28 protein-coding genes are annotated in these 25,943 nt (G+C 75.0%); 14 read left to right on the top strand and 14 right to left on the bottom strand.

Annotated elements, in window-relative coordinates; translation table 11 throughout:
- The first annotated feature begins 117 nt into the window (after window positions 1-117).
- Window positions 118-621 (top strand): hypothetical protein, encoded by a 504-nt coding sequence (locus tag FHX32_RS31370; RefSeq protein WP_167191367.1) that lies wholly within the window; start codon window positions 118-120, stop codon window positions 619-621.
- 60 nt (window positions 622-681) lie between these two features.
- Here the strand turns inward: FHX32_RS31370 and FHX32_RS31365 are convergent, their stop codons facing one another.
- Together FHX32_RS31365 and FHX32_RS31360 are read right to left on the bottom strand one after the other, a co-directional pair.
- Window positions 682-1,446 carry an ABC transporter permease gene (locus FHX32_RS31365; protein ID WP_208419622.1) on the bottom strand — a complete coding sequence of 255 codons (765 nt, stop codon included), beginning with the start codon at window positions 1,444-1,446 and terminating at the stop codon, window positions 682-684.
- Window positions 1,439-2,401, bottom strand: coding sequence for an ATP-binding cassette domain-containing protein (locus FHX32_RS31360; protein WP_167191365.1), 963 nt, complete (start codon window positions 2,399-2,401; stop codon window positions 1,439-1,441). Before FHX32_RS31360 ends, FHX32_RS31365 begins: the two co-directional genes overlap by 8 nt.
- Before the next feature lie 97 nt (window positions 2,402-2,498).
- On the opposite strand from FHX32_RS31360, the gene FHX32_RS31355 reads away from it, so the two are divergent.
- From FHX32_RS31355 to FHX32_RS31345, 3 genes are all read left to right on the top strand, one after another.
- Window positions 2,499-3,251, top strand: a complete 753-nt coding sequence (locus FHX32_RS31355) for a TetR/AcrR family transcriptional regulator C-terminal domain-containing protein (protein ID WP_167191363.1) — start codon at window positions 2,499-2,501, stop codon at window positions 3,249-3,251.
- Window positions 3,252-3,347: 96 nt separating this feature from the next.
- Window positions 3,348-4,349: an AraC-like ligand-binding domain-containing protein gene (locus tag FHX32_RS31350; protein WP_167191361.1), complete on the top strand. Its 1,002-nt coding sequence runs from the start codon at window positions 3,348-3,350 to the stop codon at window positions 4,347-4,349.
- A 90-nt stretch (window positions 4,350-4,439) separates the two neighbouring features.
- Window positions 4,440-5,474, top strand: a complete 1,035-nt coding sequence (locus FHX32_RS31345) for an AraC-like ligand-binding domain-containing protein (protein ID WP_167191359.1) — start codon at window positions 4,440-4,442, stop codon at window positions 5,472-5,474.
- 171 nt (window positions 5,475-5,645) lie between these two features.
- Here the strand turns inward: FHX32_RS31345 and FHX32_RS31340 are convergent, their stop codons facing one another.
- The 8 genes from FHX32_RS31340 to FHX32_RS31305 are packed head-to-tail and all read right to left on the bottom strand — an operon-like array spanning window position 5,646 to window position 14,544.
- Window positions 5,646-6,629 carry a DNA topoisomerase IB gene (locus FHX32_RS31340; protein ID WP_167191357.1) on the bottom strand — a complete coding sequence of 328 codons (984 nt, stop codon included), beginning with the start codon at window positions 6,627-6,629 and terminating at the stop codon, window positions 5,646-5,648.
- Window positions 6,613-7,566: a glycosyltransferase family 9 protein gene (locus FHX32_RS31335; RefSeq protein ID WP_167191355.1), complete on the bottom strand. Its 954-nt coding sequence runs from the start codon at window positions 7,564-7,566 to the stop codon at window positions 6,613-6,615. The genes FHX32_RS31340 and FHX32_RS31335 overlap by 17 nt, the downstream gene beginning before the upstream one ends.
- Entirely contained in the window at window positions 7,563-8,264 is a 702-nt protein-coding gene (locus tag FHX32_RS31330) for an SDR family oxidoreductase (protein ID WP_167191353.1), read from the bottom strand. The genes FHX32_RS31335 and FHX32_RS31330 overlap by 4 nt, the downstream gene beginning before the upstream one ends.
- A complete protein-coding gene (locus FHX32_RS31325; protein ID WP_486481436.1) occupies window positions 8,261-9,859 on the bottom strand; it encodes a PfkB family carbohydrate kinase in 1,599 nt (532 codons plus the stop codon). The genes FHX32_RS31330 and FHX32_RS31325 overlap by 4 nt, the downstream gene beginning before the upstream one ends.
- Window positions 9,860-9,870: 11 nt before the next feature.
- On the bottom strand, window positions 9,871-10,554 hold the full coding sequence (locus FHX32_RS31320; protein ID WP_486481435.1) for a D-sedoheptulose-7-phosphate isomerase: 684 nt from the start codon (window positions 10,552-10,554) through the stop codon (window positions 9,871-9,873).
- Complete coding sequence (locus FHX32_RS31315; RefSeq protein ID WP_167191351.1) at window positions 10,554-11,771, bottom strand: glycosyltransferase; 1,218 nt, start codon at window positions 11,769-11,771, stop codon at window positions 10,554-10,556. Before FHX32_RS31315 ends, FHX32_RS31320 begins: the two co-directional genes overlap by 1 nt.
- A complete protein-coding gene (locus FHX32_RS31310) occupies window positions 11,756-12,733 on the bottom strand; it encodes a glycosyltransferase (RefSeq protein WP_167191349.1) in 978 nt (325 codons plus the stop codon). The genes FHX32_RS31315 and FHX32_RS31310 overlap by 16 nt, the downstream gene beginning before the upstream one ends.
- Entirely contained in the window at window positions 12,730-14,544 is a 1,815-nt protein-coding gene (locus tag FHX32_RS31305) for an HAD-IIIA family hydrolase (RefSeq protein WP_167192178.1), read from the bottom strand. Before FHX32_RS31305 ends, FHX32_RS31310 begins: the two co-directional genes overlap by 4 nt.
- A 153-nt stretch (window positions 14,545-14,697) precedes the next feature.
- On the opposite strand from FHX32_RS31305, the gene FHX32_RS31300 reads away from it, so the two are divergent.
- From FHX32_RS31300 to FHX32_RS31290, 3 genes are all read left to right on the top strand, one after another.
- Window positions 14,698-15,126: an SRPBCC family protein gene (locus tag FHX32_RS31300; protein WP_342447661.1), complete on the top strand. Its 429-nt coding sequence runs from the start codon at window positions 14,698-14,700 to the stop codon at window positions 15,124-15,126.
- Window positions 15,123-16,124 (top strand): SDR family oxidoreductase, encoded by a 1,002-nt coding sequence (locus tag FHX32_RS31295; RefSeq protein ID WP_167191347.1) that lies wholly within the window; start codon window positions 15,123-15,125, stop codon window positions 16,122-16,124. Before FHX32_RS31300 ends, FHX32_RS31295 begins: the two co-directional genes overlap by 4 nt.
- Before the next feature lie 132 nt (window positions 16,125-16,256).
- Entirely contained in the window at window positions 16,257-17,024 is a 768-nt protein-coding gene (locus FHX32_RS31290; RefSeq protein ID WP_109905601.1) for a polyprenol monophosphomannose synthase, read from the top strand.
- A gap of 45 nt (window positions 17,025-17,069) precedes the next feature.
- On the opposite strand, the gene FHX32_RS31285 is transcribed toward FHX32_RS31290, so the two are convergent.
- Entirely contained in the window at window positions 17,070-18,674 is a 1,605-nt protein-coding gene (locus tag FHX32_RS31285; RefSeq protein WP_109905603.1) for a phytoene desaturase family protein, read from the bottom strand.
- 72 nt (window positions 18,675-18,746) lie between these two features.
- On the opposite strand from FHX32_RS31285, the gene FHX32_RS31280 reads away from it, so the two are divergent.
- Window positions 18,747-20,180, top strand: coding sequence for an aldehyde dehydrogenase family protein (locus FHX32_RS31280; RefSeq protein ID WP_167191345.1), 1,434 nt, complete (start codon window positions 18,747-18,749; stop codon window positions 20,178-20,180).
- 57 nt (window positions 20,181-20,237) lie between these two features.
- Here FHX32_RS31280 and FHX32_RS31275 read toward each other — a convergent pair whose 3' ends face one another.
- Window positions 20,238-20,657 (bottom strand): ChaB family protein, encoded by a 420-nt coding sequence (locus FHX32_RS31275; protein ID WP_167191344.1) that lies wholly within the window; start codon window positions 20,655-20,657, stop codon window positions 20,238-20,240.
- Between the two features lie 173 nt (window positions 20,658-20,830).
- Here FHX32_RS31275 and FHX32_RS31270 point away from each other — a divergent pair, with 173 nt between their 5' ends.
- The 4 genes from FHX32_RS31270 to FHX32_RS31255 all read left to right on the top strand — a co-directional run bounded on the left by FHX32_RS31270 (window position 20,831) and on the right by FHX32_RS31255 (window position 23,200).
- Window positions 20,831-21,811 carry a YihY/virulence factor BrkB family protein gene (locus FHX32_RS31270; RefSeq protein WP_167191342.1) on the top strand — a complete coding sequence of 327 codons (981 nt, stop codon included), beginning with the start codon at window positions 20,831-20,833 and terminating at the stop codon, window positions 21,809-21,811.
- Between the two features lie 46 nt (window positions 21,812-21,857).
- Window positions 21,858-22,274, top strand: a complete 417-nt coding sequence (locus FHX32_RS31265) for a DUF2795 domain-containing protein (RefSeq protein ID WP_167191340.1) — start codon at window positions 21,858-21,860, stop codon at window positions 22,272-22,274.
- Window positions 22,275-22,326: 52 nt separating this feature from the next.
- Entirely contained in the window at window positions 22,327-22,788 is a 462-nt protein-coding gene (locus FHX32_RS31260) for an SRPBCC family protein (RefSeq protein WP_167191338.1), read from the top strand.
- Window positions 22,789-22,939: 151 nt separating this feature from the next.
- On the top strand, window positions 22,940-23,200 hold the full coding sequence (locus FHX32_RS31255) for a hypothetical protein (RefSeq protein WP_167191336.1): 261 nt from the start codon (window positions 22,940-22,942) through the stop codon (window positions 23,198-23,200).
- 103 nt (window positions 23,201-23,303) lie between these two features.
- Here FHX32_RS31255 and FHX32_RS31250 read toward each other — a convergent pair whose 3' ends face one another.
- Window positions 23,304-24,551 carry an MFS transporter gene (locus tag FHX32_RS31250; RefSeq protein ID WP_167191334.1) on the bottom strand — a complete coding sequence of 416 codons (1,248 nt, stop codon included), beginning with the start codon at window positions 24,549-24,551 and terminating at the stop codon, window positions 23,304-23,306.
- Window positions 24,552-24,703: 152 nt separating this feature from the next.
- Between FHX32_RS31250 and FHX32_RS31245 the strand changes: the two genes are divergently transcribed.
- Entirely contained in the window at window positions 24,704-24,916 is a 213-nt protein-coding gene (locus FHX32_RS31245) for a hypothetical protein (RefSeq protein WP_167191332.1), read from the top strand.
- Here FHX32_RS31245 and FHX32_RS31240 read toward each other — a convergent pair.
- A complete protein-coding gene (locus FHX32_RS31240; protein ID WP_167191330.1) occupies window positions 24,913-25,362 on the bottom strand; it encodes a hypothetical protein in 450 nt (149 codons plus the stop codon). The genes FHX32_RS31245 and FHX32_RS31240 overlap by 4 nt on opposite strands.
- A 163-nt stretch (window positions 25,363-25,525) precedes the next feature.
- Here FHX32_RS31240 and FHX32_RS31235 point away from each other — a divergent pair, with 163 nt between their 5' ends.
- Window positions 25,526-25,903, top strand: a complete 378-nt coding sequence (locus FHX32_RS31235; protein WP_167191328.1) for a DUF6401 family natural product biosynthesis protein — start codon at window positions 25,526-25,528, stop codon at window positions 25,901-25,903.
- Window positions 25,904-25,943: the final 40 nt, after the last annotated feature.

Genomic DNA, 25,943 nt, shown 5'->3' with positions numbered 1-25,943 from the left:
ACCAGCCACCGCCGCGCTTAACTACCCGGCATTGGGACTAGCCTGGGCCGGGCGCCGTCGCCGGGGCCGGGCCCACGGACGTGAACGACGAGCAGGACAGGCGGAAGGGGCGTTGCCGTGATCGAGCAGCCGGCGTACACCGGGTTCGGTTTCTCCGACGAGGAGTGGGGGCTGCTGGTCGGCCTGCCGCAGTCGGTGCTGACCGCGGCGAGCGCCGCCGAGTCGGACGGCACCCGGCGCACCCGGGCCGAGAACGCGGCCGGGCTGGAGACCGTGTCGGCCGGCCGCGAGTCGGCCAGCCCGCTGGTCGCGGCGGTGGCCGGCGAGATCGTCACCCGGGTCGGCGACCCGGAGGCCGGCGAGGAACTGCCGGTCATCGAGCCGGCGAACCCGCAGGCGATGATCGACGACGTGCTGGCCCGGGCGAAGGAGGCCGCCGCGCTGCTGGCCCAGCGGGTGGACGAGGGGCAGGCCGGGGCGTACAAGCACTGGCTGGTGGAGATCGCCGACCAGGTGGTGGGCGCGGCGTCCACCGGCGGCATCCTGGGCCTCGGCGGGGACGTGGTCAGCCCCTCCGAGCGGCGGTTCCGGGACCGGCTCTCGCAGGTCCTCAACGACTGACCGGACACGGACGCAGGCGGCGCCGGACCAGGGTCCGGCGCCGCCGTCGTGTGTGCCGGCTCAGCCGACCCGCCGCCGGAACAGCACCGCGGCGAGCGCCATCGCCACCAGCAGGATGCCGAGGCACCAGGCCACCGCCCGGGCCGGCGCGGAGCCGGCCGGGGTGTCCAGCAGCAACGCCCGCAGCGTCTCGATGACCGGGGTGACCGGCTGGTGGTCGGCGAACCCGCGCAGCCAGCCCGGCATGGTCTCCACGGGGACGAACGCGCTGCTCGGGTAGGGCAGGAACATCACCAGGAAGGTGAACCCGCTGGCGGCCTCGGGCGTGCGGGCCAGCAACCCGAACGCCGCCGACAGCCAGGAGACGGCGAGCAGGAACAGCACCAGCACGCCGAGGGCGGCCAGCCAGTGCAGCGGGTCGCGGGTCGGCCGGAAGCCGATGGCGACCGCCACCGCGAGCACCAGCACGGTGGAGACCAGGTTGCGCGCCACGCTGGCCACCACGTGGCCGGCGAGGATCGCGGTGGCGCTGACGTCCATGGTGCGGAACCGCTCCACCACCCCGTTGGTGAGGTCGGTTGTCACGCTCACCGCCGTGCCGGCCGCGCCGAAGCCCGCACAGAGCAGCAGCACGCCGGGGACCACGTAGGTGACGTACGCACTGCCGGTGTCGATCGCGCCGCCGAAGAGGTAGACGAAGAGCACCATCAGGATCACCGGCAGCAGCAGCGACGTGAGCAGCGCGTCGACGTTGCGGCGGGACAGCCGTACGCAGCGGCCGATCATCACGGTGGCGCCGGCCCGGCGCGCGGTCAGCTCAGACATGGGCGACCTCCCGGTCGGCGTTCACCGGTCGCCCGGTGAGGGTGAGGAAGACATCGTCGAGGGTGGCGCTGCGCACGGTGAACGCGGCCACCGCCCGCCGGTCCGGGTCCACCTCGTCGAGCAGGTCGCGGATGCCCGGCGCGCCGCCGTCGGTGGCCACCTCGAGTTCCCGCCGGGCCGGGTCCCGATGGGTCACCCGGTCGCCGAGTCCCCGGTCGACCGCGGCGAAGCCGGCCGCGTCTCGCATGGTCAGGTGCAGGCGCTGCGCGCCGTACCGTCGCTTCAGCTCGGCGGCGGTGCCCTCGGCGGCGAGCCGGCCGCCGTGCAGCACCGCGACCCGGTCGGCGAGCCGGTCGGCCTCCTCCAGGTACTGGGTGGTGAGCAGCACGCTCACGCCGGTCGCGGCCAGTTCGCCGACCACGTCCCAGAGCGCCTGCCGGCTGCGCGGGTCCAGGCCGGTGGTCGGCTCGTCGAGGAAGATCACCGAGGGTTCGCCGACCAGGCTGGCGGCCAGGTCGAGCCGGCGGCGCATCCCGCCGGAGTAGGTGACCACCCGGCGCCCGGCCGCGTCGACCAGGTCGAACCGCTCCAGCAGTTCGTCCGCCCGCCGGCGGGCCCCCGCCCGGCTCAGCCCGGCGAGCCGGGCCATCATCTCCAGGTTCTCCCGGCCGGTCTGGCCGTCGTCGACCGCCGCGTGCTGGCCGGCGAGGCTGATCACCCGCCGTACCCGTCGCTGGTCGCGGACCACGTCGTGCCCGTCCACCCGGGCGGTGCCGCCGTCCGGCGCGGTCAGCGTGGCCAGGATCCGCACCGTCGTGGTCTTGCCCGCCCCGTTCGGGCCGAGCAGCGCGTGGACGGTACCCCGGGCGACCCGCATGGTCAGCCGGTCGAGTACGGCGACGCCGCCGTACGACTTGCACAGGTCGACGGTCTCCACCGCCGGAGGCGCTGTCATGTCTCACCCTCCGTGTTCTGCGTATAGCATACGCTTTACTGCGTAAACCATACGCAGAAGCTAGGATGGCGGTCAAGCCCCGGACCGAGAGGTGAGGATGAGCGACTCCGACGTCGACCTGCCCGAGAGCATCGAGCTCGCCTGGGGCCTACGCGAACGCCCCGGCAAGGGGCCGAAGCGGAGCCTCACCCTGGAGCAGGTGCTCGCCGCCGGCATCCGGGTCGCCGAGGCAGACGGTCTCGCCGCGGTGTCGATGAGCCGGGTGGCGAGCGAACTGGGCGTGGCCACCATGTCGCTCTACCGCTACGTGCCGGCCAAGCACGACCTGCTCGAACTGATGGCGGACGCCGCGTACGGGCCGCCGCCGGAAACCCGCCGGCCGGACGAGGGTTGGCGGCCGGCGCTGGCCCGGTGGGCCGCGGGCAACATCGAGGCCATCCACCGCCACCCGTGGATCCGGCACGTGCCGGTCGGCGGCCCGCCGATGGGCCCGAACGGAGTGCGCTGGCTGGAACACGGGCTGGCCGCGCTGCGCGGCACCGGCCTGCGCGGCGACGAGCGGGTCTCCACCGTCATGCTGGTCAGCGGGTACGCCCGCAACTGGGCGAGCCTCACCGCCGACATCACCGAGGCGGCGGCCCGAGCCGGGCAGAGCGCCGAGGAGCTGGGCGTGCGCTACTGGCAGCAGTTGGAGCGGCTCACCCGGGGCGGCTCCTACCCGGAGATCCGGCAACTGCTCACCGAGGAGATCGTCGAGAACAGCGAGGAGTTCGACGCCGAGTGGCGGTTCGGCCTCGACCGGCTGCTCGACGGCATCGAGGCCCTCGTCCGGGCCCGGTCCGCCGCCTGAGCCCCGGCTCCGCCCGGCGCGCCCGACCCGGCCGCCCGCCTGGCCCGTCTCGACGGGTTGGACGAGAATGTCCCGGGACCGGGCGAGGAGATCCAGATGGCGGCACTTCAGGTCGAGTTGGTGGACACCACAGTGGTGTCACCGGCCGACCGCTTCCCGCTGTTCGTCGAGATCGCCGGCCGGGCGTCCGCGCCGGTCGCCCTCACCAGCGACCACGCCGACGACTTCCGCGGCCGGGCCCGCACGGTCGCCCTGGGCGGCGTCGCGCTCACCCGGTTCCGGTACCAGTCGCTGGTCGGCCGGCGGACCCCGCGGCTCATCCGCCAGGCGGACCCGGAGGTCTTCCAGGTCGCCCTGACCATGAGTGGGCGGTCGTCGATCAGCGCCAACCGGCACGGGACCGCGATACCGGTGGGCGACTTCACCCTGATCGACTGGGGCCGCCCACACACGCTGGAGCACGCCGGAGCGGCCGGCGGAACCGACCCGGCCGCCGCGGTCACCGCCGTCGTCCCGCGTACGCTGCTGCCGCTCGACCCGGACCGGGTGGCCCACCTCACCGCGGCCCGGATGTCCGGCTCGGACGGTCCCGGCCTGCTCCTGGCCCGGCACCTGCACCACGTCACCGGGCATCCCGAGCAGTTCCGGCCGACCGACGCGCCGTACCTGGCCGAGGTCACCGTGAGCCTGGTCGCCGCCCTGCTGGCCCGCCACCTCGACGTCGAGGACCGGCTGCCGGTGGACGTCCGCCAGCGGGCGCTGCTGAGCCAGGTCCGCGACTTCATCGAGCGGCACCTGGACGACCCGGCGCTGAGCCCGCAACTGGTCGCCGACGCCCACCACGTCTCGCTCCGTACGCTGCACCGGCTCTTCCAGGCCGAGGACGAGACGGTGGCCGGCCTGATCCGGGCCCGCCGGCTGCACCGGTGCCGGCGCGAGCTGGCCGATCCGCTGCAGCGGCGGCAGCCGGTGCACCTCATCGCCCGGCGCTGGGGGTTCACCGACAAGGCACACTTCAGCCGGATCTTCCGGGCCGAGTACGGGCTGAGCCCGCGGGCTTACCGGGAGTCGCACCGAGGTGGGCCGCCGCCGAGCTGACCCGCGGACGGCACGGATGGTCAACCGGAGCGGGCCGGGTGCGGGCGGCCCCGGCGTGGACAATGGGGTGCCGCACGACAGGAGGAGCGGATGCTGCACCAGAGCACCGTCGACACCACACACGTGGCGCCGGCCGACCGGTTCGGCATGTGGCTCGACCTGGTCGCGCGCTCCACCGCGCCGCTGCGGATCCGCACCGAGCACACGCACGACTTCCCGGCCCGGGCCGAGTTCATCGACCTGGGGCCGATCCAGCTGGCCACCTACCGGTACCCCTCGCTGGACGCCACCCGCACCCGCAAGCTGGTCCGCCAGTCGGACCCGGAGTGCTACCTGCTGGCGCTGACCGTGGACGGCGAGAGCGCGGCCAGCCAGGCCGGCCGGCGCAGCGCCCTGCGGCCGGGCGAGTTCACCTTCTACGACGGCTCCCGCCCGCACGACGTCAGTCACCAGGGCGCGGACCACGGGCGGCGGTTGGCGAACTCGCTCGTGGCGATCATCCCGCACAACGCGCTGCCGCTGCCCCCGCAGCGGCTGAGCCCGCTGCTCGGCGGCCGGATGTCCGGCACCGACGGGGTCGGCGCGCTGCTGGCCCAGTACCTGCTCCAGGTGACCACCCATCCCGAGCAGTACCACGCCAGCGACACCGCCCGGCTCGGCACCATCGGGCTCGACCTGGCGTCCACCATGCTCGGCCGGCACCTGGTGGCCGAGGACGCCGTGCCGGCCGAGGTGCGCCGCCGGGCCCTGCTCACCCAGATCCAGGCGTACGTCCAGCGACACCTCGGCGACGCGACGCTGAACCCCCAGCTGATCGCGGACGCCCACCACATCTCTTTGCGGACGCTGCACCGGCTCTTCGAGGCCGAGGAGTCCACGGTCGCCGGATACGTGCGCGACCTGCGGCTGGCCCGCTGCCGCCACGACCTGCTCGACCCGGCCCTGCGCCAGCAGCCGATCCAGGCCATCGCGGCACGCTGGGGATTCCGCGACAAGGCTCACTTCAGCCGGGTGTTCCGGGCCGCCCACGGGATGGCGCCGCAGACCTGGCGCAGCGCGCGGGCCGAGCCGGCACGGATCATCAACAGCTCGGCGTCCGCGGTCAACTCGGACCCGGCAGACTGAGCCGCGACGCGGTCGATCCGCCGGCGCTGCCGCCCGGCGCGGTCGCCCGCGAACGGGGGCCGTGGCGAGGCGCCCGCCGTCCGTGGCGGCGGGCGGTCGCCCGGTGTCCGTCCGAAAGGACCTCCTGACCCCGGCTCCGCCACGCCTCCCCAGGGCCGTCGGCGGAGCCGGTCAGGCCTCCTCCAACAGCTCCAGCACCACCCGCTCGGCCTCCTCGCGCGGCGCGTCGCGCTCCACCCGAACCAGGACGCCGTCGTGGTAGAGGTCGACCACCCGCGGGTCGACGTACGAGGTGCGGGCCACCGTCGGGGTGTTGCCGAGCAACTCGGCGACCTCCCGCATCACCGCGGCGACCGCCCGCTTGCGGGCGGTGGCGGAACGCTGCGCCCCGGCCGTGCCGAGCTGGGTCGCCGCCAGCACGGTGGCGTGCCAGGTACGGAAGTCCTTCGCGGTCATCTCCCCGCCGCTGGCGTCGCGCAGGTAGTCGTTCACCTCGTCGCTGCGCACGTCCCGCCAGTCCCGGCCGTCCCAGTAGCCGAAGAGCCGGTCCGCCCGGCGCCGCCGGCGACGCAGGTTGGTCAGCACCCGGCACAGCTCCGGGTCCTCGATCCGGCGGACCTGCTCGATGCCACCCTTGGCCGGGAACTCGAAGACCACGCAGCCGCCCCGGGACCGGGCGTGCTCCGGGCGTAGGGTGGCCACCCCGAAGGTGGGGTCGTCGCCGGCCGCGTACTGGTCGCTGCCGACCCGGAACATGCCCATGTCCAGCAGCCGGGTGACCGTGGCCAGCACCCGGTCCCGGCACAGGCCCCGGCAGCTCAGGTCCGCCGTCACCCGCTTGCGCAGCACCGGCAGCCGGCGGGCCACCTCCAGCACGTGGTCGAACTTCGCCTCGTCCCGCTTCCGCCGCCAGAACGGGTGGTAGAGGTACTGCTTGCGCCCGGCCGCGTCGATGCCGGTCGCCTGGATGTGCCCGTTGGGGTACGGCGAGATCCAGACGTCCTGCCAGGCCGGCGGGATGACCAGCTCACCCAGCCGAGCCAGCTCGTCGGGGTCACGGACCGGCTCACCGGCCGGGTCGACGAAGAGCCAGCCCTGGCCGCGCCGGCGACGCCCGTACCCCGGCCTGCCCGGATCACTACGCCGCAAGCGCACCGGAGACCCGCACCGCCCGTTCCGCCTCGTCCACGGCGGCCAGCACCTCATCGACGCCGACGGCCGCCAACCTCGGGTGGCTTCCTACCCCGTCCCACGCCGGGTCATCCCTGCTCGCGGCCCAGATCACCCGGTGCCAGGGCCGGTCCGGCGGTGGCCCCCACCGGGCCGGGGGCACCGGACCGAAGAGCACCACCGACGCGGTGCGGTAGCCGGTGGCGAGGTGCGCCACGCCGGTGTCGCCGCTGACCACCAGCCGGGCGTACGCGACCAGGGCGGCCAGGTCGCCGAGGTCGGTCGCGCCGGCGAGCACCGCGTCGTCGGGCAGCCCGGCGAGCCGCGCGACCCGCTCGGCGACGCGCCGCTCGTCGGCGCTGCCGGTCACCACCACCCGGTGCCCGCGCTGGGTCAGCTCGCGGCCCAGCGCGGCGAATCGCTCGGGTGGCCACCGCTTCGCCACGATCTTGGAGCCCGGGTGCAGGACGGTGGCCCCGGTCGGGATCCCGTCCGGGGTGGGGTGGCGCAGTTGCAGGTCGGTGCGGTCGGTGGGGATGTCGTACCAGGTCAGCAGGCGGCACCAGCGGTCGATTTCGTGGTCGTGCTCGTGCCACAGCGGGCCGTCGTGGTGTCCGGCGTGGGGGTTGGCGTGGGCGAGCAGCCGGCGCGGTCGGGTGGCGAGCAGGAGTCGGTGCGACTGGGGTCCGCGGCCGTGCAGGTTGACGGCGAGGTCGGGGGGTGGGCCGGTCCAGGTGAGGGGGCCGAGGTCGGGGGCGTGGACGAGGTGGTCGACGCCGCCGATGAGGTCGACCAGCGGCGTGAGCCAGCGGGGGGCGATGAGGGTCAGTTCCTGGTCGGGGTGGTGAGTACGGAGGGCGCGGAGGGCGGGTACGGCGGTGGCGAGGTCGCCGACGCCGAGGGCACGGAGGATGAGGATCACGGGTAGCTGGTTTCCTGGTCGGCGCAGACGGTCATTTCGCGGATGGCGCAGCCGGCGGGTTGGGAGAGGGCGAACATGATGGCGTTGGCGGTGTCGGCGGGGTCGTTGAGGTGGGCGTCGGGGCCGGGTTGGTAAGTGGGGTCGCGGTCGTCGAAGAAGGCGGTGCGCATGCCGCCGGGGATGAGCAGGGTGACGCCGATGGTGCCGGCGAGTTCGGCGGCGAGGGCGCGGGTGAAGCCGACGACGCCGAATTTGGCGGCGCAGTAGGCGGTGGCGTCGCTGACGGCCTTGACGCCGAGGGTGGAGGCGACGGTGACGATGGTGCCGCGGGAGGCCTCCAGGAAGGGCAGCGCGGCGCGGATCACCGCGGCGGTGGCGAGCAGGTCGACGGTGACGATCCGCTCCCAGGTCTCGCCGGGCAGGTCGGCGAGTTTGCCGGGCACGTCCACGCCGGCGGCGGTGACCACCGCGTCCAGGCCACCGGAGCGTTCGGCCAACTGCCGGGTGGCGGCCTCGGCGGCCCGGGTGTCGGCCAGGTCGCACTCCACCCACGGCACCCCGTCCGCCGGCGCCCGCCGGTCCAGCACCAGCGGCCGGCCACCGGCCCGCGCCACCGCGGTGACCACCGCCGCGCCCAGCCCGCTCGACCCGCCCGTGATCAGGACGGTCGACCCGGCACCGGGCGGCCCGCCGCTCACCGGATCCCGTCCGACGGGGTCGGCCGGCGGGTGGACACCCCGGCCGGCGGCACGGTGTCGGCGAGCCGCCGGTCCGGGTCGCCCGGTGGCGTACCGGCCGCTCCCGGCGGCGGAACGGCCTCCGGCCCGTGCTCGGCGGCCGGATGCCCGGCCGAGGCGGCGCAGCAGGCGTCGCCGGACCGGCCGCCGGTGGACCGGGCGGCGGCGATCATCGCCGTGGTGGAGCGGCCGTCCAGGTACGGGACCACGACGGTGTGCCCGCCCCAACGGCGCAGGATCTCCGCCTCCGGCAGCGCGGAGGTGTCCCCGGCTCCGGTGGCGTAGTCCCCGCCCTTGACCCAGATGTCCGGGCGCAGCCAGGACAGCGCCGCGTGCGGGGTCGCCTCGTCGAAGATCATCACCGCGTCGACGCAGCTCAGTGCCGCCAGCAGCCGGGCGCGGTCGCCCTGCGGGATGACCGGTCGGTCCGGCCCCTTCAGGCCGCGCACGCTGGCGTCGGAGTTGAGGCAGACCACCAGGCAGTCGCCGAGCTGGCGGGCGGCCTGCAACGTGGCCACGTGACCGGCGTGCAGCAGGTCGAAACAGCCGCCGGTGGCCACCACGGTGCCGCCCGCCGCGCGGACCCGGGCCACCACGGTCGCTGCCGAGGCCACCCCGACCCCGTCCCCCGCGCTGATCACCGACACCGGCGCCGGGCCGGCCGGCGGCGGCAGGGCGGTCGCCACTCCCCCGTTCGCCACGTACGCCGACGCCTCGCCGACCGCCTCCTGCACCGCCTCGGAGACCAGCGCGCCCCGGGCCAGCGCCAGGCTCGCGGTGGCCGCGAACCGGTCCCCGGCCCCACAGGTGTCCCCCTCGGCGGCGGCCGGCGACGGCACCACCAGCGGCGTCGACCCGGCGTGGCAGAGCAGCGCTCCGTCCCCGCCCAGGGTCACCGCCACCGCGCCGGCCCGCCAGCGCCGCCGCAGCCCCTGCGCGCCCCGGGACGCGGTGGCCAGCCGGGACGCCCCCGGCGAAATCGGCACCAATTCCCGCACCTCCGCCTCGTTCGGCGTGGCCAGGTGCACCCCGGGCACCGCGGCCGGGCCCCGCGGGTGCGGGTCCCACACCACCGGCGCGCGGGTGCCGGCCAGCGCCGCGCGCAGTGCCGGCTGCCGGGTCACCCCCCGGCCGTAGTCGCTGACCAGGACGGCGGAGGCGGTGGCGAGCACCCGGAGCACCTCCTCCGACGGCTCGCCCGGCTCACCGGGCTGGCCGCCCCGGTCGTGGCGCAGCAGCACCCGGCCGCGGGCCCGCAGCCGGATCTTCTCGGGGGTGGCGCCGGCCAGCCGCAGCGGGTACACCTGCACGCCGGCGGCGGTGAGCAGCGAACTCAACCGGGCGCCACCGGCGTCGTCGGCCAACGCGGTGACCAGCACCACCTCCGCGCCCTGGGCGGCGGCGAAGACCGCGGCCAGGCCGGCGCCACCGGGTCGGTCGACGTACCCGGTCTCGTCCAGCACCGGCACCGGAGAGTCCGGACAGAGCCGGTTCACCACCCCCTCGACGTCCCGGTCGAGCAGGGTGTCACCGACCACCACCACGGGTCCCGCCACGCTTGCCCTCCTCACGCCTCGACCTGTCCGCCGTCGAGCACCACCTCGACCCCGGTCCTCACCGGCCGCCCCGAGCGGGTGTGCCCGGTGGGCGCCCGGCGCCGGCTCGCCGGCGCGGCGAGCACCGCCGGCAGCGCCTGCTCGACGTATTCGCAGAGCAGATGGGTGGAGACGAGGTGGAGTTCCTGGACGACCTGGCTGTCGGGTGAGGGGATGGCGAGGACGTCGTCGCAGGTGTCGGCGAGGGGGTTGGGGGTGGGGCCGGTGAAGGCCCAGCAGCGGAGGCCGGTGTCGTGGGCGGCGTGGGCGGCGGTGAGGAGGTTGGTGCTGGTGCCGCTGGTGGACATGAGCAGGAGGATGTCGTCGGGTCGGCCGTGGGCGCGGACCTGGCGGGCGAAGATTTCGTCGTAGCCGTAGTCGTTGCCGATGGCGGTGAGGGCGCTGGTTTCGGCGTGCAGGGCGATGGCGGACAGGGGTTGGCGGTCGTCGTGGAGTTTGCCGACGAGTTCGGCGGTGAGGTGTTGGGCTTCGGCGGCGCTGCCGCCGTTGCCGGCCACCAGCAGCCGGCCACCCTCCACCAGCCGGCGGGCCAGCGTCTCACCCCACCTGGCCAGCAACTGTTCGCACTGCCGGTACGGCAGCAGCGCCGCGGCCAGGTTCGCCAGGTGGGCGTCGAGCAGGGTGCCCGCCGTCATCAGGCCACCACCCCGGTGGGCCGCCGCACCGCGGCCACCTCGGCGTAGACCTCGGCGAGCCGTTCCGCGGTCGCCGCCCAGGAGTAGCGCCGCCGGGCCCGTTCCAGCGCCGCGGTGGCGTACGCGAACCGGCGGATCCGGTCGTCGAGCAGGCGTTGCAGCGCGGTGCCGAGCGCCCGCGGGTCCCGGGCCGGCACCAGGTCCCCGGTGACCCCGTCGACCACGGTGTCCTTGATGCCGCCCACGGCGGTGCCCACCACCGGCACCCCGCAGGCCATCGCCTCCAGCGGGGTGAGTCCGAACGGCTCGTACCAGGGAGCGGCCACCAGCACGTCGGCCGACCGGTACCAGCGGCCCATCTCCTCCCGAGGCACCGCGCCGACCAGGCGGACCCGGTCGGCCACCCCGCAGGTGCCGGCGAGCGCCCGCAGCCGACGGGCGTACGGGTCGGTCTCCAGCAGGCCGGCCGGCGGGCCGCCCACCACCACGCACTCGGCGTCCGGCACCAGCGCCATCGCCCGGATCACGGTCTGGAAGCCCTTGCGCTCCACCAGCCGGCCGACCGTGAGGATCCGGGGCCGGCCCGGCTCACGGTCGGCGACCGGGCCGAGCGGGGCGAAGGTGCCCAGGTTGACCCCCGACGGAATGACCGTCATCCGGGACCGCGGCACCCCCATCCGGACCAGTTCGCCGACCTCGTCCTGGCACTGGGCGACGACCCGGTCGACGGAGCGGCCCAACTCCCGCTCGTACGCCACCCGCCGGGCCGGGCTGGTGTCCTGCACGCCCTGGTAGCGCCGCTTCACCGTGCCGAGCGCGTGGTAGGTCTGCACCACCGGCACGCCGGTCTGGTGGCTGGCGGCCAGCGCGGCGAGGCCGCTCATCCAGAAGTGCGCGTGGACCACCTCGGGCGCCCAGTCGTCCCCCCGCCAGCGCTGCACCAGCCAGCGGCTGAAGTCCTTCATGTGCGGCAGCAGCGCGTCCTTGGCCACCGGTTCGGCCGGCCCGGCCGGCACGTGCACCACGTCGTAGCCGTCCGGGCTGCGTACCGTCACTGGCAGGTCGACCGCGTCGCGGCGGGTGTAGACCCGCACGTCGTGCCCGGCGGCGGCGAGCGCCGCGGAGAGTTCGGCGACGTGCGTGTTCTGGCCACCGGCGTCCTCGCCGCCGAGGATGGCGAGCGGGCTGGCGTGCTCCGAGATCATCGCGATGCGCATACTTCCTCCTCCAGCAGCCGGTCCCAGTCGGCGAGGAAACGGTCGAGGCCGTAGCGGTCCCGCGCGGCCAGCCGGGCCTCGGCGCCGGCCCGGCGCGCCTCCGCCGGTTCCGCCATGAACCGGCGGGCGGCGTCCAGCAGGACGTCGACCCGGGTGGACAGCGCACCGGCGGCCGGTGGCACGGCCATCGCCGCCTCGGTGGTGGCCAGCGCGACGACCGGCATGCCGATCGCCATCGCCTCGATCAGGCTCAGCCCTAGCGAGGTCCACCGGCACAGGTGCAGGTACGCGCGCCGCCGGGCCAGCTCGGTGTGCATCCGGGCCTGCGGCACGTCGTCGTGGACGGTGACCCGGTCGGGCGGCAGGCCCAGCCTCTCGGGCAGCCCGGCGACCCCCATGCCGAAGACGTCCAGCGGCGCGATCTCGGCGAACCGGGGCAGCAGGTCGGTGCCGGTGACCCGCCAGCGGCGCACCGGTTCGTTGATCACCACGGCGAGCCGGTCCAACTCGCCGGTGTACTCCACCGTCGGGGGCACGATGCCGTGGTCCACCACGGTGGTCCGGGTCGTGCCGGTGTCCCAGAACAGCTCGTTGAACCCGGTCACGTGGGCGATGAGCAGGTCGTCGCGGTCGGCCATCGGGTGCCGACTGTTGGGCACCTGGCCGTCCTTGGGGGTGTTGTGTTCGACGTAGATGGCGGGCAGGTCGCGGCCGGGTCGGCGGCCGAGCCATTCGGTGGCCAGGTCGAGTTCCTCGGGGCGTTGCAGGATGACCAGATCGACGTCGGTGGTGGCGAGGTGGTCGGGGGTTACCTCGACGGCGGTGTCGGGCCAGGGGTAGGTGCGGGCGCGGCCGAGGCCGTAGGGGCCGCGGTCGGGGGTGACCGGGACCAGGTAGTGGTGCTTGCCGTGCACGAAGGAGGTGGTCCAGGAGCCGTGCACGTGCCAGAGCAGGACGTTCATCGGCCGCTCCCGCCGGCGGCGCCGACCGGGGCCGTGCCGGCCCGCGCGGGTGGCGGCCGACCGTCCGTTCCGGCCCGCGCGTCCGGCCGCCACGCCGGGCGTACGCCGAGCAGCCGCAGCGCGTCGAGGACCTGCTCCGGCCGGACCCCGCTGAGGCAGGGGTGCCCGGGGACGGGGCAGCGGGCGGCGCGGGTGTCCCGGCAGGCGGCGGTGGCGTCGCCGAGCCGGACCGTGGGCACCCGCCAGGGCCCCCACTGTCCGAACGGGACGGTCGGCGCGAAGAGGCTGACCACCGGCGTGCCGAACGCGGCCGCCAGGTGTGCCGGCCCGGTGTTGCCCACCACCAGAGCCCCGGCACGGGCCACGACGGCGGCGAGTTCGGCCAGCTCCGTCCGCCCGCCGAGGTCGACAGCGCCGGCGGCGGCGACCCGGGCGGTCAGGTCGGTCTCGTCCGGGCCGCCGGTGACCACCACCCGGTGACCCGCGGCGACCAGCGTCCGGGCGATCCGCTCGGCCAGTTCCGGCGGGCAGCCCCGGGCCTGCGCGGCCGAGCCGGGGTGCAGCAGCACGTAGCCCGGCTCGCCGAGCCCCGGCGGGGGTGGTGGCAGCGCGTCCGGGCGGAGGCGGAGGGTGGGTTCGTCGTCGGGGGCGAGGGCGTAGCCGGCGGCGGCGGCGAGGGACAGCGCGCGTTCCGGTTCCGGTACCCCGACCGGGACCCGGTGCCGCACGTCGAGCAGGCTGCCCGGGTAGTCGTCGCTGATCGCGGCGATACGCGGCACGCCGGCCAGGCGCAGCAGCAGCGCCAGCGGCAGGGGGGACTGGTGGAAACTGGTGAAGATCACCGCCTCGTCCGCGCCGACCGCCGCCAGCCGGCCGATCAGGGTGTGCATGGCGGCGGGGTCGACCGGGTCGGGATTGGCCTCGATCCACGGCAGCGGATGCTCGACGATCTCGTCCACCCCGGGCAGCAACTGGGCCGCCCCCCGGCCGCGGGGCCCGCACAACAGCACCACCCGGTCCGCGCCGGCCGCGACCGCCCGGATCCCCGGCCCGGTGACCAGCACATCCCCGGCGGAGTCCGACCGCACCACCAGCACCGTCCGCGACCGCGCCGACCGACCCGCCCCACCCACATCGACCGCAGGCGCCGACGACTCCCGGTAGCTGGCCGGATCCACCGCCGCCTGCCGGGACAGGATCAACTCCACCGCCGCCGGCAGATCCACCGCCACCTGCGGCGCCGCCGCGACCTCCTCCGGCCGGGTCACCGGCGTCGGCACCAACACCCCCGACGCCCCCGCCGCCAACGCCGCCGCCACATCCCGCCCGATGTCCCCGACCATCACACACCGCGCCGGCGTCGTCCCCAACTCCCGCGCCGCCGCCCACACCAGACCCGGCAACGGCTTACGACACCCACACCCGTCACCGTCATCATGCGGACACACCAACCACGCGTCGAACGACCCCAACAGCTGCTCAACCCGCGCGTGCACCGCCCCCAACTCAGCCTCGGAGAACAACCCCCGCGCCAACCCCGACTGATTCGTCACCACCGCCAACCGCAACCCCGCCGCCCGCAACCGGTCCAACGCCACCCGCGCCCCCGCCACCGGCCGCACCTTCCCCGGATCACCGTTGAACGGCACGTCTTCCACCAACGTGCCGTCCCGATCCAGCAACACCGCGTCGAACAGGACGGGTCCGGACCGGTCAGCACCGGCGTATACCCCGGCTGACCTGCGCTGATCCGCCTCCACCTGGTCCTGTCGCACGGCGGGCGGGTTCCCTGCGCCCCGGGGAGTAAACATCATCTTCGACGCGGTGCCGCACCGCGTACGCCCCGGGCGCCCGCACATCCGCCCGCGCTGGCCTTACCCGTCGCCCCGGAGAAGCTAACCCGGCCCGATCGTTAGCGGAGCCGGTGACGCGGGTATGGGAGCGCAGTGGCGATTGTGGAGAAAGTGATCGACGCACCACCGGAGCAGGTGTGGGCGGTGCTGGCCGACGGCTGGACGTACAGCGACTGGGTGGTCGGGACGGTGCACGTCCGCAACGTCGACGACGACTGGCCGCGGGTGGGCAGCGAACTGCACCACCGGGCCGGGCCCTGGCCGTTCTCGCTGGAGGACTCCTCGACGGCGCTGGGCTGCGATCCGCCACACCGGCTCACCGTCAGGGCGGGGCTGTGGCCGGCCGGTGAGGCGATCGTGTCCTTCACCCTGGAACCGGTCGGCGACGGCGCGACCCGGGTCCGCATCGGTGAGGACTTCGCTGCCGGGCCGCTGCGGTGGGTGCGCAACAAGCTCAACGACCTGGTGCTGCACCAACGCAACAAGGAGACGCTCAACCGGTTGGCCGACATCGCCACCCGGCAGAAGGCGGACGAATGACGCAGACCGTGGTGGTGACCGGGGCGAGCGCGGGCGTGGGCCGGGCGGTGGCCCGGGCGTACGCCGTGCGGGGCGCGCGGTTGGCGCTGCTGGCCCGGGGCGCGGCCGGGTTGGCGGCCGCGGAGCGGGACTGCCGGGCGCTGGGGGCCGCCGACGTCCGCACCTACCGGGTCGACGTGGCCGACGCCGGCGCGGTGCAGCGGGCCGCCGACGACGTGGTGCACCGGTACGACGGCATCGACGTGTGGGTCAACAACGCGATGGTCTCGGTCCTCGCGCCGGCGTGGGAGATCACCGCCGCCGAGTTCCGGCGGGTCACCGAGGTGAACTACCTCGGCACGGTGCACGGCACGCTGGCCGCGCTGCGGCACATGCGCGCGCACGGCCGGGGCACGATCGTGCAGGTCGGCTCCGCGCTCGCCTACCGGGGGATCCCGCTGCAGTCGGCGTACTGCGCGGCGAAGCACGCCGTGCAGGGCTTCAACGACTCGCTCCGGGCCGAGTTGCTGCACGACTGCCCCGGGGTCACGCTGTCGATGGTGCAGTTGCCGGCGATCAACACTCCGCAGTTCTCCTGGGTACGCACCCGGCTCCCCCGCCACCCGCAGCCGGTGCCACCGATCTTCGCCCCGGAGGTGGCCGCCCGGGCCATCCTGTGGGCGGCCGACCACCGCCCGCGCGAGCTGAACGTGGGCGGCCCGACCTGGCGGGCGCGGCTCGGGGACGCCCTGGTGCCCGGCCTGCTCGACCGCAAGCTGGCCCGCGACGGCTACGACAGCCAGCAGACCGGCGCCCTGGTCGACCCGGCCACCTGGCGGGACAACCTCGACCACCCCGGCGACGACGACCGGGACCGGGGCGCGGCCGGCGTCTTCGCCGACCGGGCGCGCGGCAGGTCCGCCGCGCTCTGGGCCAGTACGCACAAACCCACCGTCTCCGGCCTGGTCCTCGCCGGTGTCGGGCTCGCTCTCACCGGGCTGGCTCGCCGCCGTCGCTGACCGGCCGTCGGCACGCTCGCCGGCCGTCGTTCGGCCCGGTCCCGACCGCCCGGACGGGGAGCCTTTTCCACCCGGATGTGGCAAGTGGCTACCCTCTCAGGGAGCCCTGTCCGCAAACCGAGGATGTCCGACATGATCGAACCCGTGCAGTTGCCCTCGCCCTGGCGGGACGCACGCCTGACCGTCGTGGTCCCCACCTACAACGAGGCGGGCAACCTTCCGGTGCTGGTCGAGCGGCTCCTCGCCCTGCCGCTGCCGGGTCTGAAGATCCTGGTGGCGGACGACAACTCGCCCGACGGCACCGGCGAGGTGGCCGACAAGCTGGCGATCGAGCACCCGGAGCGGATCGAGGTCGTGCACCGGGCCGGCAAGGAGGGCCTGGGCCGGGCGTACGTGGACGGCATCGGGCGCGCGCTCGACGGCGGGGCCGAGTACGTGGCGCAGATGGACGCCGACCTGTCGCACCCGCCGGAGGCGCTGCCCGGCATGCTCGGCGCGCTGCTCTCCACCCAGGCCGGCGTGGTGATCGGCTCCCGGTACGTGCCGGGCGGCGAGCTGGACGAGAACTGGCCGCTGTACCGGCGGGCGCTCAGCGGCTGGGCGAACCTCTACGTGCACACCCTGCTGCGGGTGCGGATCCGCGACCTCACCGCCGGCTTCAAGATCTGGCGGGCGGACGCGCTGCGGGACATCGGGCTGGAGCGGGTGCAGTCCAACGGCTACAGCTTCCAGGTGGAGATGCACTACCTCGCCACCAAGCTGGGGCACACCATCCTGGAGGTGCCGATCCGCTTCGAGGAGCGGCGCGACGGCGCGTCCAAGATGACCACCGCAACCAAGATCGAAAGCGCGCTGATGCCGTTCAAGCTGCGCAGCAAGCACCGCCACATCGAGCGCTGACCCGGTGGCGGGCCTGGTGGTGGCCCAGCCGGGGCGGCCGCCGGGTCAGCGGTAGACGGCACGGTGGGCGGCGTCGACGACGGCCGCGTACAGCCGGCCGGTGCCGGCCCGGTCGCGGGCCAGCGCGGCGCGCGCGGCGTTCGCGCCCGGCGCGCCGTGCACCCCGCCACCCGGGTGCGCCGACGCGCTGGCCAGGAACAACCGGTCCACCGGCGTGTCCGCGCGCCCCAGGCCGGGGATCGGGCGCAGGAACAGTTGCTGGTACGCGGCCGACGTGCCGCCGCCCAGCGCGCCGCCGACCAGGTTCGCATCGCCCGCCTCCAGGTCGGCCGGGCCGGCCACGTGCCGGCCGACGACCAGGCCGCGGAAACCGGGGGCGGCCGCTTCCAGCACGTCCTCCATCCGCTCCACCTGCGCCGCGATCTCCTCCGCCCGCCAGTGCCGCCGGAACGGCAGGTGGGTGTACGCCCAGAGCGACTCGGTGCCCGGCGGCGAGTGGCTCGGTTCGGCCACCGACATCTGCCCGACCAGCAGGAACGGGTCGCGCGGCAGCTCGGAGCGGGCCAGCGCGGCGGCGTAGCCGGTCAGCCCGTCCAGGTCGGCGCGGAGATGGACGGTGCCGGCGGTGGCCACCGCCGGATTGCGCCACGGCACCGGGGCCGACAGCGCCCAGTCCACCTTGAGCGTCGAGCCGTCCCAGCGGAAGTGCGCCAGGTCCTCCACCAGCCGGGGCGGCAGCGCCGCCGCGCCGACCAGGTCGAGGTAGAGCGCCGGGGCCGGCACGTCGGCGAGCACCGCGCGGCGGGCCCGCCACAGCGTCCCACCGGTCGTACGCACCCCCATCGCCCGGCCGCGGGCGGTCAGCACCCGGTCGACCCGGGCGCCGTAGAGGATCCGCCCACCCCGCTCGGTCAGCCGGTCCACCAGCGCGTCGGTGATCCGCTGCGCGCCGCCGGCCGGCACCGGCCAGCCGACCTGCTGGCCGAGCATCGCCAGCAGCCAGCCGTACACGCCGGAGCCGGCCTCCTCGGGGGACAGGTCGGTGTGCAGGGCGCAGCCGGCCAGCAACGCCGGACCGCCGGCACCGTCGAAGAGTTCGTCACCGAGCTTGCGCACCGGCACCACCAGCCGCCGGGCCAGCCGGAGCGCGCCGGAGACCCGCAGCCGGCGCAGCAGCGTGAGGCCGCCGCGCACCGGCGGGATTGGCGTGGTGACGGTGTCCATCATCGGCTCGGCGACCTCGAGCCAGTCGGTGTACGCGTTCAGCCAGCGGTGGCCGTCGCCGGGCGCGAACGCCTCCAGTGAGGCCGCGGTGACCTGCGGGTCCCGGTTGAGCACCGCCGCCCGATCGTCGGGGAAGAGGTGGGCCAGCACGTCCGGGGCGTGCCGCCAGCTCAGGCCGTACCGGTGCAGCTCCAGCCGGCGCAGCACCGGCGAGGCGTAGCCGAGCGGGTAGAACGAGCTGTAGAGGTCGCTCAGGTAGCCGGGGGCGGTCACCTCGGCGGAGCGGACCGCGCCGCCGGGCGCGGCGGTGGCCTCCAGCACCAGGACGTCCCAACCCGCGTCGGCCAGCATGTTGGCGGCCACCAGGCCGTTGTGGCCGGCGCCGACGACGACCGCGTCCGCGCACCCCGCACCGGTGGAACTCATCCGATCCGCCTACCCGACGCGGAACCGGGCGAAACGGGTTTGCCTCGCCGGGGCCGGGGCATCCACTGCCGCATGTACACGGTTGCGCAGCTGATAGGTGGCGTGTGGGGCGCGGGCGGCGAAGGGGGCGAGCTGGTCGTACACGACCCGGCCGACGGCACCCCGGTGACCACCGTGCCGCTGGCGACGGCGGACGAGGTCGGCAAGGCGGTGGAGGCGGCGCGCGGCGTCGCGACGGACTGGGCGACGAGCGACCCGGCCGAGCGCGCCGCGGCGCTGCACCGGGCGGCGGACGCGGTGGCGGCGGTCGCCGACCAGCTGGCCGAGGCGACCACTGCCGAGATGGGCAAACCGCTGGCGGACGCCCGCGGCGGCGTCGAGGCGGGGATCGGCACGCTGCGACAGTACGCCGAACTCGCCCCGGTGCGGGGCGGGCGCACCCTGCACGGCGGCCACCACGCGCTCGACTTCATGGTGCCGCAGCCGCGCGGCGTGGTCGCCGCGATCACCCCGTGGAACGACCCGGTGGCGGTCTCCTGCGGGCTGCTCGGCGCGGCCCTGGTGACCGGGAACGTGGTGCTCTACAAGCCGAGCGAGCGCACCCCGGCCACCGGCTGGCTACTGGCGAGGGCGCTGGACACCGCGCTGCCCGCCGGGGTGCTGTCGCTGCTGACCGGCGGGCCCGAGGTCGGCGCGGCGCTGGCCGCCCAGGAGGTGGACGTGGTGGCCCACGTCGGCTCCACCGCCACCGGCCGGGCGATCGCGGCCGCCGCCGCCCGGACCGGCGCCAAGGTGCTGCTGGAGAACGGCGGCAGCGACCCGCTGGTCGTCGACGCCGACGTCGACCCGGTCTGGGCGGCCGAGCAGGCGGCGACCGGGGGCTTCGCCAACGCCGGGCAGATCTGCGTCGCGGTGGAGCGGGTCTACGCGCACCGGGACGTGGCCGAGGACTTCGTCGAGGCGCTGGTGGACCGCGCCCGGGCACTGCGTACCGGCCCGGGTCGCGACCCGGCGACCGAGCTGGGGCCGCTGGTCGACCGGCGGCACCGCGACCACGTGCACGGCCAGGTGACCGCCGCGGTGGCCGAGGGCGCCCGGATCCGCACCGGCGGCACCCTGCCGGAGGGGCCCGGTGCGTTCTACCCGGCGACCGTGCTGGCCGACTGCCGGCACGACATGGCGGTGGTGCGCGAGGAGACGTTCGGGCCGGTCGTCCCGGTGGTGGTGGTCGACTCGTTCAGCGAGGCGCTGCGCTGCGCCGCGGACTCGCCGTACGGACTGGCCGCGACGGTGCTGACCGGGTCGATGAGCCACGCCCAGCGGGCCTGGCGCGAGCTGCCGGTGGGCACCGTGAAGGTCAACGCGGTCTTCGGCGGCGCGCCGGGCGGTGCCGCGCATCCGCGCCGCGGCAGCGGCCACGGCTTCGGGTACGGCCCGGAACTGCTGGACGAGTTCACCGCGACCAAGGCGGTGCACATCGAGGCACCGGGCGGCGGCCACTGGTGACACCAGGGGCGGCTGTCCGGATCGGACAGCCACCCCTGGGTCGTACGTCGGAAGCTGTCATCGGCTCCGCGACCGGCCGCTCTCCCGGGCCTTGGCGGTCTGCCGGGTGTTGGCCTTCTCGATCGCCTTGACCAGCTCGGGCTTGGTCATGCTGGACCGGCCGGGGACGTCGAGCTTGCGGGCCACCTTCATGAGGTGGTCCTTGGTGGCGTTGGCGTCCACCCCACCGGCGGTGGGCGCCCGGCGCTCCGGGCCGCCGCCGGCCGCCTGGCGGTCGCTCGGGCCCTTGCGGCCCTTGGGCTCCCAGTGGTCGCCCACCTTCTCGAACTCGTGCTTCACCGCGGCGAAGGCGGTCCGGTGCGCCCGCTCCCCCTCGCCGTAGGTCTCCACCGCCGAGTCGTGCGTCTTCTCCCACGTGCGCTGGGCCTTCGCCGGGGAGCGCCGCAGCGTGCTGGGCAGTACCTCGCGCCCGGGCATCTCGTCCTCCTCCGTTTCGACGGTTCCGTGTGACCTGTATGAGTTCCCGCCCGTCCGGGGCACAAACCGCCCCTCGGCGGCGGCCGTTTGCGGTCTTCCGAGCCTGGGTACCGGCGGGCCAGGCGACGCCGGATGGAGCGGTCATCCGGTGGCCGGGGCACAGGGAGCGGGCCATGACGACGACGGAGCCCGGCGCGGCATTCGGCGCCCAGCGCGGCCTGCGGATGCCCCGCCGGGTACGCCAACTGAGCTGGCGGACCTGGCGCGGGGTGCTGGTGCGCAGCGCCCGCAACTTCGTCGCCGACAACTGCGCGGACTGGGCCGCGGCGCTGACCTACTACGGCGTGCTGGCGCTGTTCCCGTCCGCCATCGTGGTGGTCTCCCTGGTCGGGCTGGTCTCCGACGGCGAGCGGACCGTCGACACCGTCCTCGACCTGGCCCGAGAGATCGGCGCCGGGTCGGTGGTGGCCGACGAGAGTTTCGTCCGGGTGGTCCGCGACGTGGTCGACAAGGAGAGTTCAGCCGGAGTGCTGCTGAGCTTCGGCCTGCTCGGCGCCCTCTGGTCGGCCTCCGGGTTCATCGGGGCGTTCGCCCGCGCCTCGAACGCCATCTACGGGGTGACCGAGGGGCGGCCGGCGTGGAAGCTGCGCCCGCTGCAGATCGGCCTGGCCGGGGTGTCGCTGGCGCTGCTGGCCGTGGTGGCCACCGGGCTGATCGTCAGCGGCCCGGTCACCGACGCGGTGGGCGACCTGGTCAACGCCGGGGGCCTGGCCCGTACGGTGTGGAGCGTCAGCAAGTGGCCGCTGCTCGCCGCGATCATGATGCTGCTGCTCTCCCTGCTGTTCTGGATCGCCCCCAACGTGCGCCAGCCCCGCTTCCGCTGGCTCACCCCCGGCGGCGCGGTGGCGCTGCTCTCCTGGGCGCTGGCCAGCTTCGGCTTCGGCCTGTACGTAGCCAACTTCGGCTCCTACGACGCCACCTACGGCAGTCTCGGCGCGGTGATCGCGTTCCTGGTCTGGCTCTACCTGTCCAACTCGGCGCTGATGCTGGGCGTGCAGATCAACGCCGAGTTGCAGCGTGGCCGGGCGCTGCAGGCCGGCGATCCGGACCCTGAGGAGCCGGTGCTGCCGCCGAAGCAGCCGGCCGGTACGTGACCGCTTGCCGGGTTTATCGCCGGTCCCCCCGGGTAGCGCAACAGGCATGGAGCGTGGCAACAGCAAGCACGGACCGAGGCTCGACGAACAGCTGAGCCAGGAGGTCAGCGGCCTCGTGCAGGGGCCGGGGACCGGTGGTTCCCGGGTCGACGAGGCCCGGGTGCCGGAACCGGCCGGCGAGGACCAACCGGAGGCGACCACCGCTCCGGCGGGCGAGCTGCGCAGCGGCGCCCCGCAGGGGATGAGCTCGCAGGACGTCGAGCGGCGCAGCCGGCTCGGGCGGTTCATCACCATGTCGGCCCTGCCCGGTGACCGCGCGGCGCTGATCGCGAACGCGCGGGACAACGACGCGCCGGACGACATCGTCGCCGAGCTGGAGCGCCTGCCCGACGGGACCCGGTACGAGACGGTCTCGGAGGTGTGGGCGGCGCTCGGCCACAAGAACGAGACGACCCGCTGGTGACCGGATCGCCCCACGATCCGGACCGGACCGGCGGAGAAGAGGAGAATGCCTGATGAGTGGCGTTACCGAACACGTGGACGTTTCCGTCCCGGTGCGCACCGCGTACGACCAGTGGACCCAGTTCGAGGAGTTCCCCCACTTCATGGAGGGGGTGCAGGAGGTTCGGCAGCTCTCCGACACGATGACCCACTGGACGATCGAGATCGCCGGGGTGAAGCGTGAGTTCGACGCCGAGATCACCGAGCAGCTTCCGGACGAGCGGGTGGCCTGGCGGTCCACCGGCGGCACCAAGCAGGCCGGAGTGGTGACCTTCCACCGGCTGGACCCGGAGCACACCCGGGTCACCCTGCAACTGGAGTTCGAGCCGCACGGCGTGGTCGAGCAGGCCGGCGACAAGCTCGGCATCGTCGACCGGCGCGCGAAGGGCAACCTGGAGCGGTTCAAGCAGTTCATCGAGCGGCGCGGTCAGGAGACCGGCGCCTGGCGCGGCAAGGTCGACCGGCCGCAGCCCTGACCACCAACCCCTCGGATCCGAACTCGGCTGGCCGCCGGCACGCCCGGCGGCCATCGCCGTGTCCGGACCCGCCGTCCGGTTCCCCGGTGACCGGACACCAGGGCGACCCGGCGTGTCGTTTGCGCCAACCGGGCCGGGGTACCGCAAAGGCATGACCGACGACAACAAGGTGTGGCGGAACGAGGAACGGATTCCGCTGGAGGAACTGGACCGGGCGGTCGCGCGGTCGACCCTGGACGGCCAGTCCGACGACGTGACCGCCAACGACGCCGGCGAGGAGGCCGCGTTCGGCCACGGGCCGGAGGCGGTGGACCGGGGCGGCGAACCGGCCGGCGCGGGCCGCGAGCCGACCGACCGGGACCGTGCCTACCGCCCGTCCACCACCGGCCGTACCGGCCCCGACACCCTGTAGCGGTCTCCGGACCCCGGCCCGACGCGGCCGTCGGATCGCCTCGGCGGCCGGCGGCGGCACCGGGCGGGCAGCGGGGCGGGCGGGTGAGCCGGGCCCGGGCGGGTCAGCGGCGGCGGGTGCTGGCGGTGTGCAGGGCGAGCAGGGCGAGCGACAGCAGGAGCAACGCCGGGCCGAGCAGTTCCACCGAGGTGTTGCCGAGCAGCACCCCGATCCCGGCCGGGATCAGCGCACCACCCAGTCCGGCCGTGCCGATCTGCAGCCCGATGGCCCGGTCCGCGTGCGCCGCGCCGACCCGGTCCGCCGTGGTGAGGGTGAGCAGCGGGAAGACCGGGGCGGCGGCGAAGCCGACGACGGCCAGGCCGGTCACGGCGAGCCAGGCCGGGCCGGGCAGCGCGATCAGCGCCGCGCCGGCCGCCATCCCGAGCAGACTCGCCCGCAGCACCGTCGACGAACCCAGCCGCTCGGCCACCACGCCCTGCACCACCCGGCCCACGAACAGGCTGCCCCAGTAGCCGGACACGCAGAGCCCGGCGACCGCCGCCCCCAGGCCCCTACCCTCGGTGAGCAGCAGGAACGCCCAGAGCCCGGCGGCCACCTCGATCGCCACGTAGACGGCGTACGCCAGCGCGCCGAACCAGACCGCCGGCAGGCGCAGCGTCTCGCGTACGCGTACCGGCGCGACCGCCACCGCGGCCGGCGCCCCGTCCGCGCCGGCGACCGGCACCCGCACCTCCGCCGGCAGGCCGCCCTCCCCCGGCGCGGCCGGTGCGGCGCCAAACACCGGCGCCCGGTCCCGCCACGCCCGCACGGTCAGCGCGAATGCCCCGGCCAGTACGAGCTGGGCTCCGGCCACCACCCCGTACCCCCACCGCCAGGACAGCCCGGCGGTGAGCACCCCCGTCATGATCAGTGGCCCGATCGCCACGCCGAGACCGAAGAAGGCGTGCATCCAGTTCATGTGCCGGGGGCCGAAGGCGCCCGCCGCGTACGCGTTGAGCCCGGAGTCGATCGCGCCCGAACCGAGACCGAGCAGCAGCGCGCAGCCGACCATCAGCGCGAGCGCGGGTGTGGTGGCGTACCCGGTGAGCGCCAGGCTGGCCAGCAGGGTGCTGCCGGCGAGCAGCCGGCCGACCCCGAGCCGGGCCAGCGTGAAGCCGGCGGCCACACTGGAGCTGAGGTATCCGACGGTGCCCGCGGTGAGCACCAGGCCGACCGCCTCGGTGGGCACGTCGAAGTCCACCCGGATCGACGGCCAGCCGACCCCGATCAGGCCGTCGGGCAGGCCGAGGCTGACGAAGGCGAGGTAGGCGAGCAGGAGCAGGGCGGCGCGGGGCCGCGGCGTGGTCGGCACGGAGGACAATCCTGCCCCAGTCGCCGCCGCTCACCCGGGCCTCCCCCGCCGAGCCGGGAAATCCGGTCCGGACGGTCGGGAAAACGGACAGCTCATCCAGAATCGGCCGTTCGGCTGACGGCAAGCCCGGGCCACCGCGTAAGACTTTCGGGATGCAACAGGGCTCCGGCTTCCTCTCCACGCGCCAGCGCCGCCTCGCCTGGCTGGGATTCCTCCTCGCCGCGATCCAGGCGCCCGTCTCCGCCAGGCTGGTCGCGGACAGCTCCTGGCTGTTCAGCCTCTGCGTGGCGTTGATGGTGGCGACCGTGATCATCGCCGACGACGCCGCCCGGCGCCGGCCGGCCGACGCCCGCCCCGGCGGCTAGCCGGCCGATCCCGGGCGCGCCTCGTGGCCGGGTCGGCCCCGGCTCCGGCGGCGTTCCTTCATCTCCGCCTCGTACAGGTGCCGCCGGCCGCCGACCAACTGGTCGCGGGCCTGGCGGTCCAGGTCGCGGAAGAGCGCGTAGTACCCGTCGTCGAAGTCCTCGACGATCTGGAAGGTCCACCGCCCGGCGATCACGTTCCGGCCGAGCAGGTCGGTGGCGATCCGCTCGGCGATGTCGTAATGCCCGGCGGAGCGGAACATCTCCACCGCGTCGTCGAGCATCAGGTCGGCGTGCCCGACCAACTGGTGCAGCGAGTACAGGTGGCCACGGACCCGCTCCACGCACTCCAGCGCCTCGCTCAGCTTGCCGAGGGCGGCCACCGTCTCGTCGCTGATCCCGGCTGGTCGGCGGTGGGCCTGGTCGGGGCCGTCCGCGTACTGTCCCATCCGTCCCTCCCTGGTCTCGGTCGGCCCGCTCCGGGCGGTTCCCCTGGTGCCCAGCGGGCGCCCGGTTAAGCCCCTCGGCCGGCACCGGCCGACCGGTGGAGGAACCGACACCGCCCGAGCGGCCGAGGTCACCGGGGCGATCGGTTGGCTAGCCTCGTTCCCCATGCGTGTGCCGTCGAACCGGGTCGCCGCCCGTACCGTCGTCGACTCGGCGCGGTCCACCCTCGCCGCCCTGACCGTCGCCATCGGCACCGAAGGGCTGGCCGCCGCGGCCGCCCGACCGGGCCTGCTCGCCCTGGTCGACCAGCACGCCGCCGCGGTGCGGGACAGCCTGGCCGGCGACCGCCGGCCGCTGAGCGCCGCCGCGCTCGCCGGCTACGCCGAAGGGGTGCGCTCGGCCGCTCTGGAGCACGGCTGGCAGCCGCCGACCGGGCCGGTGGACTGGTCCGAACCCGACTGGCCGGTCACCCGGCTGCTGGCGGTCTGCGCGCTGTCCCGCACGCTGGGCACGCCGGCCCCGGGTCCGCTGCCGGCGCTCTGACCGACGCCGGGAGGGCGCCCGCCACCGGCGGACACCCTCC

The sequence above is a fragment of the Micromonospora sp. CNZ280 genome, assembly GCF_011759515.1.
The sequence above is the reverse complement of the archived record's forward strand: the minus strand, read 5'-3'. Positions and strand labels throughout refer to the sequence as shown.